This window comes from Haemophilus sp. THUN1690 (assembly GCF_059704375.1).
In genome coordinates this window covers 313,771-326,167 of sequence record NZ_AP046583.1, presented here as the reverse complement: position 1 = coordinate 326,167, position 12,397 = coordinate 313,771, and the positions used below count along the sequence as shown (strand labels likewise).

At 39.6% G+C, this 12,397-nt stretch carries 13 protein-coding genes and 1 tRNA gene; 7 read left to right on the top strand and 7 right to left on the bottom strand.

Annotated elements, in window-relative coordinates; genetic code table 11:
• Positions 1-107 precede the first annotated feature (107 nt).
• The gene (gene gyrB / locus AC6H22_RS07995) at positions 108-2,528 is read right to left on the bottom strand and encodes a DNA topoisomerase (ATP-hydrolyzing) subunit B (RefSeq protein WP_118817391.1); all 2,421 of its coding nucleotides are present in this window, start codon (positions 2,526-2,528) and stop codon (positions 108-110) included.
• A 125-nt stretch (positions 2,529-2,653) separates the two neighbouring features.
• Positions 2,654-4,966 carry a Tex family protein gene (locus AC6H22_RS07990; protein WP_118817392.1) on the bottom strand — a complete coding sequence of 771 codons (2,313 nt, stop codon included), beginning with the start codon at positions 4,964-4,966 and terminating at the stop codon, positions 2,654-2,656.
• A gap of 107 nt (positions 4,967-5,073) precedes the next feature.
• Between AC6H22_RS07990 and greB the strand changes: the two genes are divergently transcribed.
• Positions 5,074-5,550: a transcription elongation factor GreB gene (gene greB / locus AC6H22_RS07985; RefSeq protein WP_005629671.1), complete on the top strand. Its 477-nt coding sequence runs from the start codon at positions 5,074-5,076 to the stop codon at positions 5,548-5,550.
• Between the two features lie 69 nt (positions 5,551-5,619).
• Here greB and fabR read toward each other — a convergent pair whose 3' ends face one another.
• Together fabR and oxyR are read right to left on the bottom strand one after the other, a co-directional pair.
• Positions 5,620-6,237 (bottom strand): HTH-type transcriptional repressor FabR, encoded by a 618-nt coding sequence (gene fabR / locus AC6H22_RS07980; protein ID WP_005629669.1) that lies wholly within the window; start codon positions 6,235-6,237, stop codon positions 5,620-5,622.
• Positions 6,237-7,142, bottom strand: a complete 906-nt coding sequence (gene oxyR, locus AC6H22_RS07975; protein ID WP_005629667.1) for a DNA-binding transcriptional regulator OxyR — start codon at positions 7,140-7,142, stop codon at positions 6,237-6,239. The genes fabR and oxyR overlap by 1 nt, the downstream gene beginning before the upstream one ends.
• Before the next feature lie 122 nt (positions 7,143-7,264).
• On the opposite strand from oxyR, the gene pgdx reads away from it, so the two are divergent.
• Positions 7,265-7,990: a hybrid peroxiredoxin PGdx gene (gene pgdx / locus AC6H22_RS07970; protein WP_118817393.1), complete on the top strand. Its 726-nt coding sequence runs from the start codon at positions 7,265-7,267 to the stop codon at positions 7,988-7,990.
• Positions 7,991-8,078: 88 nt separating this feature from the next.
• Here pgdx and AC6H22_RS07965 read toward each other — a convergent pair whose 3' ends face one another.
• Positions 8,079-8,300: a SlyX family protein gene (locus AC6H22_RS07965; RefSeq protein ID WP_005629663.1), complete on the bottom strand. Its 222-nt coding sequence runs from the start codon at positions 8,298-8,300 to the stop codon at positions 8,079-8,081.
• A gap of 97 nt (positions 8,301-8,397) precedes the next feature.
• On the opposite strand from AC6H22_RS07965, the gene fkpA reads away from it, so the two are divergent.
• The 5 genes from fkpA (at position 8,398) to AC6H22_RS07940 (ending at position 10,909) form a co-directional block, all read left to right on the top strand.
• Complete coding sequence (gene fkpA, locus AC6H22_RS07960; RefSeq protein ID WP_005629661.1) at positions 8,398-9,123, top strand: FKBP-type peptidyl-prolyl cis-trans isomerase; 726 nt, start codon at positions 8,398-8,400, stop codon at positions 9,121-9,123.
• An 88-nt stretch (positions 9,124-9,211) separates the two neighbouring features.
• Positions 9,212-9,877, top strand: coding sequence for a helix-turn-helix transcriptional regulator (locus AC6H22_RS07955; protein ID WP_005629659.1), 666 nt, complete (start codon positions 9,212-9,214; stop codon positions 9,875-9,877).
• Positions 9,877-10,257, top strand: a complete 381-nt coding sequence (gene tusD, locus AC6H22_RS07950) for a sulfurtransferase complex subunit TusD (RefSeq protein WP_118817394.1) — start codon at positions 9,877-9,879, stop codon at positions 10,255-10,257. Before AC6H22_RS07955 ends, tusD begins: the two co-directional genes overlap by 1 nt.
• The gene (gene tusC, locus AC6H22_RS07945; protein WP_005629655.1) at positions 10,254-10,613 is read left to right on the top strand and encodes a sulfurtransferase complex subunit TusC; all 360 of its coding nucleotides are present in this window, start codon (positions 10,254-10,256) and stop codon (positions 10,611-10,613) included. The genes tusD and tusC overlap by 4 nt, the downstream gene beginning before the upstream one ends.
• Before the next feature lie 8 nt (positions 10,614-10,621).
• Positions 10,622-10,909, top strand: coding sequence for a DsrH/TusB family sulfur relay protein (locus AC6H22_RS07940; protein WP_005629652.1), 288 nt, complete (start codon positions 10,622-10,624; stop codon positions 10,907-10,909).
• A gap of 124 nt (positions 10,910-11,033) precedes the next feature.
• On the opposite strand, the gene tuf is transcribed toward AC6H22_RS07940, so the two are convergent.
• The gene (tuf, locus tag AC6H22_RS07935; RefSeq protein WP_005646706.1) at positions 11,034-12,218 is read right to left on the bottom strand and encodes an elongation factor Tu; all 1,185 of its coding nucleotides are present in this window, start codon (positions 12,216-12,218) and stop codon (positions 11,034-11,036) included.
• A 101-nt stretch (positions 12,219-12,319) separates the two neighbouring features.
• Positions 12,320-12,395, bottom strand: a tRNA-Thr gene (locus AC6H22_RS07930).
• Positions 12,396-12,397: the final 2 nt, after the last annotated feature.

The following is a 12,397-nucleotide window of genomic DNA, read 5'->3' as shown; positions in this document are numbered from 1 at the left end:
TCACTTAAGTTCAAAAAACCAATAGTAATCCTTATATGAAATAACAAGATAAACAAAGAAAGGGCACTTTAGTGCCCTTTCAGTTATTAATATAAATAGACAAAAATTTACACGTCCAAATTTGCTCTTAACGCATTCAGCTCAATGAACTCACGGCGTGGCTCAACTTCATCTCCCATTAAGGTAGTGAATAATTGATCTGCTGCCACAGCATCTTTAATAGAAACTTTCAACATACGACGTGAATTTGGATCCATTGTGGTTTCCCACAGTTGATCTGCGTTCATTTCACCAAGTCCTTTATAACGTTGTACTTCAAGGCCTTTACGAGATTCTTTTACTAGCCATTCAACGGCTTGTTCAAAGCTGCGCACTGGTTGTACTTTTTCACCACGTGTGACATAAGCGCCTTCTTCTAATAAACCATTGAGCTGTTTATTAAGAGAAACAATTTTCGCGTATTCATTGCCGTGAACAAAATCAAAATTCAAGAAATAATCTGTATCAATACCGTGTTTACGAACAGTAATCACCGCTTCATACACTTGGCGTTCCGCATTAAATTGTGTACGCACTGAATATTGATGCGCTTCTGTTTCTTTTGCAGTCAGTTGTTCAACAAAAGATTTACCCCAATTTTCCACCGCACTTTCGTCTTTCATCACTTCAACAGAAATTGGTGACTGATAAATTAATCCTTGCAATACAGGGGTTGGATAATGGCGACTTAAGCGACCGATAAGTTTTTGTACGCTATTATATTCTGCCACTAATTTTTCAAATACAAGGGCATTCATTGCTGGTGCATTTGCGCTGATATGTAATTCTGCACCATCTAACGCAAGCGTTAATTCATATTGCTCCATTTCATCCGCATCTTTAATGTAGCGTTCTTGTTTTCCTTTTTTCACTTTGTAAAGTGGCGGCTGAGCAATGTAAACATAACCACGTTCAATAAGCTCAGGCATTTGACGATAGAAAAACGTTAAAAGCAACGTACGAATGTGAGAACCATCCACATCAGCATCGGTCATGATAATGATATGATGATAGCGTAATTTATCTGGGTTATATTCATCACGACCAATACCGCAACCTAAGGCAGTAATCAATGTTCCCACCTCTTGGGAAGACAACATTTTGTCAAAACGTGCTTTTTCTACGTTTAAGATTTTACCTTTCAATGGCAAAATTGCTTGAGTTTTACGATCACGACCAACTTTTGCAGAACCACCCGCGGAGTCCCCCTCCACCAAGTAAAGTTCAGAAAGTGCAGGATCTTTTTCTTGGCAGTCTGCAAGTTTACCCGGCAAACCTGCAATATCTAATGACCCTTTACGGCGCGTCATTTCACGAGCTTTACGTGCGGCTTCGCGCGCACGAGCAGCCATAATAATTTGGTTTACAATGATTTTTGCATCTGCAGGATTTTCCAATAAATATTCCTGCATTTTTTCATTCATCGCAGATTCCACCGCACTTTTAACTTCTGAAGACACGAGCTTGTCTTTAGTTTGCGATGAGAATTTTGGATCAGGCACTTTAACTGAAATAATAGCCACCAAACCTTCACGCGCATCATCGCCTGAAGTCGCCACTTTTTCTTTTTTCAGCATGCCTTCGTTTTCCATATAGCTATTTAAGCTACGGGTTAAAGCCCCACGGAAACCTGCTAGGTGAGTACCGCCATCACGTTGAGGAATATTATTAGTAAAGCAATACACATTTTCATTTACACCATCATTCCACTGCAATGCAACTTCTACACCGATGCCATCTTTCTCAGCTGTAAAATAAAATGGCTTTGGATGAATTGGGTTTTTATTTTTGTTCAAATATTCGACGAATGCTTGAATACCGCCTTCGTAATGGAAATGATCTTCAGACCCATCACGTTTATCAATTAAACGAATAGATACGCCAGAGTTCAAGAAAGAAAGCTCACGTAAGCGTTTTGCTAAGATTTTGTAATCAAAGATTGTGATAGCAAAAATATCTGAGCTTGGCCAGAAACGAACCGTTGTCCCCGTTGCCTCTGTGTCGCCAATCACTGTTAATGGCGCTTGTGGCTCACCTAAATGATAGAATTGCTCATGAACGTGACCTTGACGACGAATGGTTAACTGTAATTTATCAGAAAGCGCATTCACCACTGATACGCCCACACCGTGTAAACCGCCCGATACTTTATAAGAGTTATCGTCAAATTTACCGCCAGCGTGAAGCACTGTCATGATAACTTCTGCTGCAGAAACGCCTTCTTCTGGGTGAATATCCACAGGAATCCCGCGCCCATCATCTTGCACCGATACAGAATTATCATCATGAATTGTCACGATAATATCGGAACAATGGCCAGCGAGGGCTTCATCAATGGCATTATCCACCACTTCAAATACCATATGGTGCAAACCAGTACCGTCATCGGTATCACCGATATACATTCCCGGACGTTTACGTACCGCATCAAGGCCTTTTAATACTTTAATGCTCGATGCACCATAGTTATCATTGGTCGTTTCTGACATAATTTATCTCATTCTTTTGTAAATAAAAATTGGGCGGGATTATAGCAAAAAATCGCCGTTTTGGCGATGCTTTTCGGGAAAGGAAAGATATAAAAAAAGGGCGAGTAATCTCGCCCTATAACTTGTTATTTTTTCCAATTTTTTAGCGCATCAGCAAAGGCATTACCCATCGCATTATTACCTCTCGAACTCCGCTCCTCTCGTTGCGTATTTGCACGAGGTCTTGCTGATAAAGTGCGGTCAAATTTGCCGTCATTTTTGGCCGCACTTTCATCTAATCGCATCGTCAACGCAATACGTTTACGCGGCACATCCACTTCCAATACTTTCACTTTCACGATATCGCCAGTTTTCACCACTTGATGCGGATCTTCTACGAATTTATCGCTTAATGATGAAATATGCACTAAACCATCTTGGTGAACACCAATATCCACAAATGCGCCGAAGTTAGTCACATTGGTGACGGTACCTTCTAAAATCATACCTGGTTTTAAATCGGTGATTTCTTCCACGCCTTCTGCGAATACGGCAGTTTTAAATTCACCACGTGGATCGCGCCCTGGTTTTTCCAACTCTTTGAAAATATCTTGGACGGTCGGTAAACCAAATTGCTCATCAATAAATTGTTTTGCATCAAGCTGACGTACCACACTGGCATTACCCATTAAATCTTGAATAGATTGTGCGGTGGCTTGCAAGATTTTTTCGACCACAGGATAAGCTTCTGGGTGAACACCAGAGGCATCAAGTGGATTTTTACCTTCTGCAATACGCATAAAGCCCGCACATTGCTCAAAGGCTTTTGGCCCTAAACGTGGCACTTTTTTCAATTCGCTACGGCTTTCAAAACGACCATTTTCATCACGGTATTCCACAATGTTTTGCGCTAAGGTTTTTGTCATACCAGCTACACGAGCGAGCAATGGCGCGGATGCGGTATTTAAATCTACGCCTACCGCGTTTACACAGTCTTCCACCACCGCATCGAGTTTACGCGCAAGTTGGGTTTGGTTTACATCGTGTTGATATTGTCCTACACCAATGGCTTTCGGTTCGATTTTCACTAATTCCGCCAATGGATCTTGTAAACGACGCGCAATTGATACCGCGCCACGCAAAGATACATCTAAACTCGGGAATTCATTTGCGGCAAATTCAGAGGCAGAATAAACCGATGCGCCCGCTTCGCTCACCACAACGGTTTGTGGTTTATTTTCTTTAATTTCTTTAATCACTTCTTTCGCAAAACGCTCTGTTTCACGAGAAGCCGTACCGTTACCAATGGCAATTAACTCTACGTTATATTTGCGGATCAAGCTGAAAATCGCCACTTGCGCTTCAGCTTCACGCCCCGTGTGTGGATAAATGGTGGCGGTATCTAATAATTTACCTGTGTTATCCACCACTGCGACTTTAACCCCCGTACGCAAGCCAGGGTCTAAGCCCATGGTACTTTTCGCGCCAGCGGGTGCAGCCATTAAAAGTGCGGTCAGATTTCGAGCGAAAACATCAATGGCTTCTTCTTCCGCTTTTTCACGTAAACTTGCCATTAACTCCGTTTCTAAATGCAACGAAACTTTGATTTTCCACGTCCACGCAATCACTTGCTCACGCCATTTATCCGCAGGCTGACCAGTAAAACGTACATCTAAATAATCACGAATAATCTCTTCACAATAGCTTTGGCGACTTCCCTCTTCCGCATCAGGATCAGCATTTAAGCTTAATTGTAAAATGCCCTCATTACGTCCGCGGAACATGGCTAATGCACGGTGAGAAGGCACATTTTTCAATAATTCTTGGTGGTCGAAATAATCTTGGAATTTTGCGCCTTCCGTTTCCTTGCCTTCGATCACTTTGGATACAATGACGGCATTTTTCGCTAAATAATCACGGACTTTCGCTAATAAACCCGCATCTTCAGCAAAACGCTCCATTAAAATATAGCGTGCACCATCAAGCGCGACTTTAGTATCAGTTACGCCTTTCTCTACGTTAATAAATTCAGCCGCTGCTTTTTCTGGATCATTTTTAGGCTCATTCCAAAGTAAATTCGCCAATGGTTCAAGACCGGCTTCAATCGCAATTTGCCCTTTCGTACGGCGTTTAGGTTTGTACGGCAAATACAAATCTTCTAATTCGGTTTTGCTTTGTGTCGCATGGATTTTGTCACGCAGTTCATCGGTCAATTTTCCTTGCTCTTCAATAGATTTCAAAATGGTTTGACGACGATCTTCTAATTCACGTAAATAAATTAAACGGGTTTCAAAATGACGAAGTTGGGTGTCATCCAAGCCTCCAGTGGCTTCTTTACGATAACGGGCGATAAATGGAATGGTGTTGCCATCATCTAATAATTGAATAGCCGAGAGGATTTGTTGGGGTTGAACAGTTAATTCTGCCGCAATAATTTGGCTAATTTGTTGATTTAACATTGTCATACTTCTTTGTTATGAAGGGATTCGAGAAAAAACGGAGATAGAATACTGGTTTTAGGCTGTTGGCTCAAATATAATTCGAAAAACTTTCTTTTATTTTTATTATGGCAAAATCAAATTATATTACCCGTCAAGGCTGGAATGAGCTTGACCAAGAACTCAAGTTTTTGTGGAAAGAAGAACGTCCCAAAGTTACCCAAGCTGTTTCAGATGCCGCGGCGCTTGGTGACCGCAGTGAGAATGCAGAATATATTTACGGAAAACGTCGTTTACGTGAAATTGATCGCCGAGTACGTTTTTTAACTAAAAGATTGGAAGTGCTACAAATTGTCGATTACAACCCAAAGCAAGAGGGAAAAGTTTTCTTCGGTGCGTGGGTGGAATTAGAAAATGAAGAAGGAGAAACCAAGCAATACCGTATTGTCGGTTGTGATGAATTTGCCCCTGCGAAAAATTGGATATCCATTGATTCCCCAGTTGCTCGAGCTTTAATAGGAAAAACATTAGACGACGAAGTGCGGGTAGAAACGCCCTCAGGTTTTATTACACTTTATGTGAATAAAATTTGGTATGAGAAATAACTCGGAAAAATAAAAGATAGTGAATATCTAAGCACAAAGAGAAAACTAATAGGCTAGATATAAACTATCTTACTTACCTCTTTCCTTATTCGCTGCAAAATCAGCGCCTTTTGCAAGCATTCTCAACTGCAAAATCACTCGAGCTTTAAGTTGCTCACGTTCAGCTTTACTCATATCTAAAGCATTAGCCCCTGCGGTGAATACGATTGTTACGATGCCTTCCGCTTGAACATAAGCAACATATTGCGAATATTGATGTTTGTAGGAAATATATTCTGCTAACTCATCAACAAAATGCTTAATTTCACGTGCTGCCGCAGTACGAAAAGCTTGAGAAGTGCCTGAACTTTCGCGTAATAGCAAACGGAAAACGTTCGTACTGTTAGTGATAAATTCAAAAAATGTATCTACAGAAACTGAAATAACGCTACCGCCAGCATCAATACGTTTACGCGCTTGACGCATTAGTTGGCGCAACATCAAACCAGCTTCATCCACCATTTCTAAGCCGAGTTCATCCATATCGCTAAAATGGCGATAGAAAGATGTAGGCGCAATTCCAGCCTCGCGAGCAACTTCTCTCAAACTCAAATTAGAAAAACTTTTTTCTGCGCTAAGTTGATTAAATGCTGCATCCACTAAAGCGCGACGAGTCTTTTCTTTTTGAACAGCACGAACACCAGCCATTATTTCAACCCACCTAGAATAGATTTAACTTCATCGCTGACCGCACTTGCCACACGCTCATAGCGGTTACGTAATGGTGAACCAGGACGATAAACCAACGCAATGGTGCGTGATGGCTCAGGCGAATAACAAGGAATATATTTCACACCTTTGCGCGTACCTTCATTCAATACAGCCAATTCAGGCATAAAAGTAATACCTGCATTTGCTGCCACCATATTGCGCAAAGTTTCAAGACTAGTTGCTTGGAAATGGGAATTTTCTTTTGCGCCAGCAGTGAAGCAATAATCTAACGCTTGATTACGCAAACAATGACCATCATCAAGCATTAACATTTCTTGACCATTTAACTGGTTCATTGGAAGTTTACTTTCTTGAGCCCAAGGATGATGCTCAGATACGGCAAGTAACATTTTCTCGTTGAAAATAGGTACTTCAATAAAAGCCTCAGTTTCTGGAACAGTGGCAACGATAGCACAATCTAAACGCCCCGTTTCCAATTGTTCTAATAATTGATGCGTTTGCGCTTCATAAAGAAAAACTTCTAAATCAGGGAATGCCTCTTTTAACGTTGGTACAATATAAGGGAGCAAATAAGGGCCAAGTGTTGGGATTAAACCGATGTGTAATGGCCCGGTCATTTCTTTACCTTGATTGCTCGCCATTTCTTTCAATAATTTTACTTCTCGAAGAACTGTACGAGCTTGATCAACCAACAACATCCCAGATTGAGTAAACAACACCTTACGACTGGTGCGCTCTAACAAGATAATACCGAGCTCATCTTCTAATTTACGAATTTGACCACTTAATGTTGGTTGACTCACATTACAAGAATCGGCAGCACGACGGAAATGTTTATATTCAGATAAGGCAACAAGATATTCTAGATCACGGATATTCATGAGATTTTCCCTATAGAAAAATTCAATTAAAAGAATAGAATTAATTGATTATGACTATATCATAATTTTCCCTATAATACAGCGCGTAAAATTTAAATTAACAACCAATAGGAGAAAAAACAATGTCTAGTATGGAAGGAAAAAAAGTCCCTCAAGTGACATTCCGCACTCGTCAGGGTGATAAATGGGTTGATATAACTACCTCTGAATTATTTGATAACAAAACAGTGATCGTGTTCTCATTACCAGGCGCATTCACTCCAACTTGCTCATCATCACATTTACCGCGTTATAACGAATTAGCGCCAGTATTCAAAAAATACGGTGTAGACGATATTCTTGTTGTATCTGTAAATGATACTTTCGTAATGAACGCATGGAAAGAAGATGAAAAATCTGAAAACATCACTTTCATTCCAGATGGTAATGGTGAATTTACCGAAGGCATGGGTATGTTAGTTGGTAAAGAAGATTTAGGCTTCGGCAAACGTTCATGGCGTTATTCTATGCTTGTGAAAAACGGCGTAGTTGAAAAAATGTTTATCGAACCAAACGAACCAGGCGATCCGTTCAAAGTATCCGATGCTGACACTATGTTGAAATACCTTGCGCCACAACACCAAGTGCAAGAGTCTATTTCAATCTTCACAAAACCTGGCTGTCCTTTCTGTGCAAAAGCAAAACAACTTTTACACGATAAAGGCTTAAGCTTCGAAGAAATCGTATTAGGTCACGATGCAACAATCGTGAGCGTACGTGCAGTTTCAGGTCGTACTACTGTTCCACAAGTGTTTATCGGTGGTAAACACATTGGCGGTAGCGACGATTTGGAAAAATACTTTGCATAAGCAGACAAGTATTTAGCTGATTATTTGGGAATGTAATTCAAAGGGCGCATTAAGCGCCCTTTTCATTTGTACTAATTTATTGCAGAAATTAATAATGGGGCGGTGGCGTTTCTTCAGATTGGCTTGCAATGTTATAGGGTTGAAAATCTTTTAATTTATTTGCCATATAACGCAGTTGGACTTGCATTTTATCAATATCAAATTGCTGTTGAACTAAAGCGTGATTTAATTCATCTAATAACTGTTCCTGAAATGCAATTTTCGTTTCAAGTTCTTCGATGCGATTTTCTAACATTTGTTGAATTTGCATAAATTTTCTCTAAATTCTAAAAAAAAGTTGAGAATAGATAGAAAGCCATTTAATCTATTCCTCGTATTATTCCATTCATTATAAAGGATTAACTCATATGTTAAAAATTCAAAAATTATCTATCGCAGCATTAATGGTAAGTGCGGTGATTTCTGGCCAAGTTTTTGCAGAAGATAGCGCATTCGATGAGAAAGCAGCATCTTATGCCGTGGGTACGCTCATGGGCGGTCAAATGAAAGATCTTGTAGATTCACACAAAGAAGTCATCAAATATGATAATGCGCGTATTTTAGATGGTTTAAAAGATGCCTTAGAAGGTAAAGTGGATGTTCGTAAAGATGAAAAAATCCAAAAAACCTTAGAATCTATTGAAACAAAATTAATGGCTGCATCAAAAGCAAAAGCAGAATCTATTGCTAAACAAGCAAAAGAAGAAGGTGATAAATTCCGTGCTGAATTTGCTAAAGGTAAAGATGTAAAAACTACACAATCTGGTTTAATGTACAAAATTGAAAACCCTGGTAAAGGCGATGCAATCAAAGCAACAGATACAGTTAAAGTACATTACACGGGTAAATTACCAAATGGAAAAGTGTTTGATAGCTCCGTAGAACGCGGTCAACCTGTAGAATTCCAACTTGATCAAGTAATTAAAGGCTGGACTGAAGGTCTTCAATTAGTGAAAAAAGGCGGAAAAATTCAATTAGTTATCGCACCTGAATTAGGCTATGGCGAACAAGGTGCTGGCGCATCTATTCCACCAAATTCAACATTAATTTTTGATGTGGAAGTATTAGACGTCAATCCAAAAGCTACAAAATAATTAATAAGTTTAATAGCGCGCGTTCTTTAACGCGTGCTTTTTATTATAAAAACGAGCGAAATTTTTACCGCACTTTTAACCTAACACCATGACTTTAAACGACAAATATCCTTTCACCGACGAAGATTGCACTATCATAAACTCCTACAAAGCGGTCGTTGATGGTGTAAGCGCGCTGATTGGCGAACACTGCGAAATCGTGCTTCATTCTCTAGAAGATATTGAACATTCTGCTATTTGTATTGCTAACGGACATAACACTAATCGACAAGTTGGTTCGCCAATCACCGATCTTGCCTTACGTTCGCTACGAAATATGCAAAGCGAAAGTGTTTCAAAGCCTTATTTTACACGAGCAAAAGGCAATGTACTGATGAAATCAGTCACCATTGCCATTCGTAATAAAACTCAACGTATTATTGGTTTGCTTTGTATCAATATCAATTTAGATGTACCCGTGTCTCAATTTTTGCAATGCTTTATGCCAACGGAGCATACGAATGAAACATCTTCAGTGAACTTTGCGAGTTCAGTTGAAGACTTGGTTGCGCAGACTATTGAAAAAACAATAGAAGAAGTCAATGCGGATCGCTCTGTTGCCAATAATACTAAAAACCGACAAATCGTCCTTTCTCTTTACGAAAAAGGCATTTTTGATATTAAAGATGCGATTAATTTAGTCGCAGAACGCTTAGATATTTCCCGACATACGGTTTACCTCTACATCCGCCAAATCAAACAAGAGCAAGAATAATGCGCTATGTTATCGCCGTCAAAAGCCCTATTTACGGAAAGCAAGGGGCATTTTTAGCTTATCAATTTGCAGACGCCTTAATCAAAAAAGGCCACGAAATCTCACAGATTTTTTTCTTTCAAGATGGAGTAAGTAACGGAAATGCATTAGTGTATCCAGCTAATGATGAAGTTAATTTACAAAAACATTGGCAAATGTTTTCCATCACCCACAATGTTCCTTTGCATTTATGTGTTGCAGCATCTCAACGACGAGGTGTTGTTGATAACTTAACGACATCAACCACAGATCACTACAATCTTGCAGAAGGATTCATAATTGCAGGCCTTGGTGAGTTTATGACAGCAAGTTTAAAAGCAGATCGAGTAATAACCCTATGAAAATAGCCTTTTTATTTCGCACATCCCCACATGGCACATCCATTTCACAAGAAGGCTTAGATGCAATTCTTGCCGCAACAGCTTTTTGTGAGCCAGATGATATTGGCGTATTTTTTATAGATGATGGTGTACTAAATCTTATTAATCATCAACAACCTGAACTCATTCAACAGAAAGACTTCATTAGAACCTTTAAATTATTAGATTTATATGATGTAGAACAACGCTTTATATGCACAGAGTCTTTACAGAAATTTAAGCTAGAGGATAAGCAACTCATCCTATCTTGTGAAAAAATTGACCGCTCTTTATTGATAGAAAAGCTTAGTCAAGCAGAAAAATTGTTCACTTTCTAAGGAATATTATGCTTTATACATTTTCTCAATCAGATTATCCTAAAAATGAACTAGATAACTATTTTTCATATATTACAGAAAAAGATGCGGTAGTATTATGGCAAGATGGTGTGTTATTGGCAGTAAAATACCCTGATTATTTTGCTAGATGTAAGGCGAATTATATGATGTTAGAACAAGATGTTTTAGCAAGAAATCTCACCGCACTTTTACCTCAAATCAGTAAGATAAAATTAATTTCAATAGAAGAACTTGTTGGAATCACTGAAAATTATTCACCACAGCTATCACTATAAAAATCAAATAATTTAGTAAATACTCAACGAAGTATCAGATATGGAATAAACAAAAAGTGCGGAGAATTTCCCCGCACTTTCTTTTGTCTTCTTTCTGTATTTAAGACATTCAAGAATACATCAATTATTTGATGATTTTCGCAACAACGCCAGCGCCTACTGTACGGCCACCTTCACGGATAGCGAAACGTAAACCTTGGTCCATCGCGATTGGGTGGATTAAGCTTACTGTCATCTTGATGTTATCACCAGGCATTACCATTTCCACGCCTTCTGGTAATTCGATAGTACCGGTTACGTCAGTTGTACGGAAATAGAATTGTGGACGGTAACCTTTGAAGAATGGAGTATGACGACCACCTTCTTCTTTTGATAATACGTACACTTCTGATTCGAAGTCAGTGTGTGGTGTGATTGAACCTGGTTTCGCTAATACTTGACCACGTTCGATTTCTTCACGTTTTGTACCACGTAATAATGCACCGATGTTTTCACCTGCACGACCTTCGTCAAGTAATTTACGGAACATTTCAACACCCGTTACAGTAGTTTTCGCTGTATCTTTGATACCTACGATTTCTACTTCATCACCAGTACGGATGATACCACGTTCTACACGACCAGTTACTACTGTACCACGACCTGAGATTGAGAACACATCTTCGATTGGAAGAAGGAACGGTTGGTCAATCGCACGCTCTGGCTCAGGAATATAAGTGTCTAAGTGGTTTGCTAACTCAAGGATTTTTTCTTCCCATTCTGCTACGCCGTTTAATGCTTGTAATGCAGAACCACGTACGATTGGAGTATCGTCACCTGGGAAGTCATATTGAGAAAGAAGTTCACGAACTTCCATTTCTACTAATTCTAATAACTCTTCGTCATCTACCATGTCGCATTTATTTAAGAATACGATGATGTAAGGTACACCTACTTGGCGACCTAATAAGATGTGCTCACGAGTTTGTGGCATAGGGCCATCAGTTGCTGCTACTACTAAGATAGCACCATCCATTTGTGCCGCACCAGTAATCATGTTTTTAACATAGTCGGCGTGTCCTGGACAGTCAACGTGTGCATAGTGACGAGTTGCTGTATCGTATTCAACGTGTGAAGTGTTGATGGTGATACCACGCGCTTTTTCTTCTGGCGCGTTATCGATTTGGTCAAATGCGCGAGCTGCACCACCGTAGTGTTTAGATAATACGGTTGTGATTGCTGCTGTTAAAGTTGTTTTACCGTGGTCAACGTGGCCGATTGTACCCACGTTTACGTGCGGTTTTGTACGTTCAAATTTTTCTTTAGACATTTAAAGAGTCCCTCTAAATAGACACGGTTATCGATGGGTAAATAAAACCACATTAACCAATAAAATTGTTTATTCTAAATGAAGGAAAGAGAATTGAAGGATGGTGCTGATAGGCGGATTTGAACCGCCGACCTCACCCTTACCAAGGGTGCGCTCTACCAACTGAGCTATATCAGCGT

Bases quoted from the DNA above. Each gene is read 5' to 3' on its own strand.
- gyrB (WP_118817391.1), bottom strand. From the start codon at position 2,528: ATGTCAGAAACGACCAATGATAACTATGGTGCATCGAGCATTAAAGTA.
- AC6H22_RS07990 (WP_118817392.1), bottom strand. From the start codon at position 4,966: ATGTTAAATCAACAAATTAGCCAAATTATTGCGGCAGAATTAACTGTT.
- greB (WP_005629671.1), top strand. From the start codon at position 5,074: ATGGCAAAATCAAATTATATTACCCGTCAAGGCTGGAATGAGCTTGAC.
- fabR (WP_005629669.1), bottom strand. From the start codon at position 6,237: ATGGCTGGTGTTCGTGCTGTTCAAAAAGAAAAGACTCGTCGCGCTTTA.
- oxyR (WP_005629667.1), bottom strand. From the start codon at position 7,142: ATGAATATCCGTGATCTAGAATATCTTGTTGCCTTATCTGAATATAAA.
- pgdx (WP_118817393.1), top strand. From the start codon at position 7,265: ATGTCTAGTATGGAAGGAAAAAAAGTCCCTCAAGTGACATTCCGCACT.
- AC6H22_RS07965 (WP_005629663.1), bottom strand. From the start codon at position 8,300: ATGCAAATTCAACAAATGTTAGAAAATCGCATCGAAGAACTTGAAACG.
- fkpA (WP_005629661.1), top strand. From the start codon at position 8,398: ATGTTAAAAATTCAAAAATTATCTATCGCAGCATTAATGGTAAGTGCG.
- AC6H22_RS07955 (WP_005629659.1), top strand. From the start codon at position 9,212: ATGACTTTAAACGACAAATATCCTTTCACCGACGAAGATTGCACTATC.
- tusD (WP_118817394.1), top strand. From the start codon at position 9,877: ATGCGCTATGTTATCGCCGTCAAAAGCCCTATTTACGGAAAGCAAGGG.
- tusC (WP_005629655.1), top strand. From the start codon at position 10,254: ATGAAAATAGCCTTTTTATTTCGCACATCCCCACATGGCACATCCATT.
- AC6H22_RS07940 (WP_005629652.1), top strand. From the start codon at position 10,622: ATGCTTTATACATTTTCTCAATCAGATTATCCTAAAAATGAACTAGAT.
- tuf (WP_005646706.1), bottom strand. From the start codon at position 12,218: ATGTCTAAAGAAAAATTTGAACGTACAAAACCGCACGTAAACGTGGGT.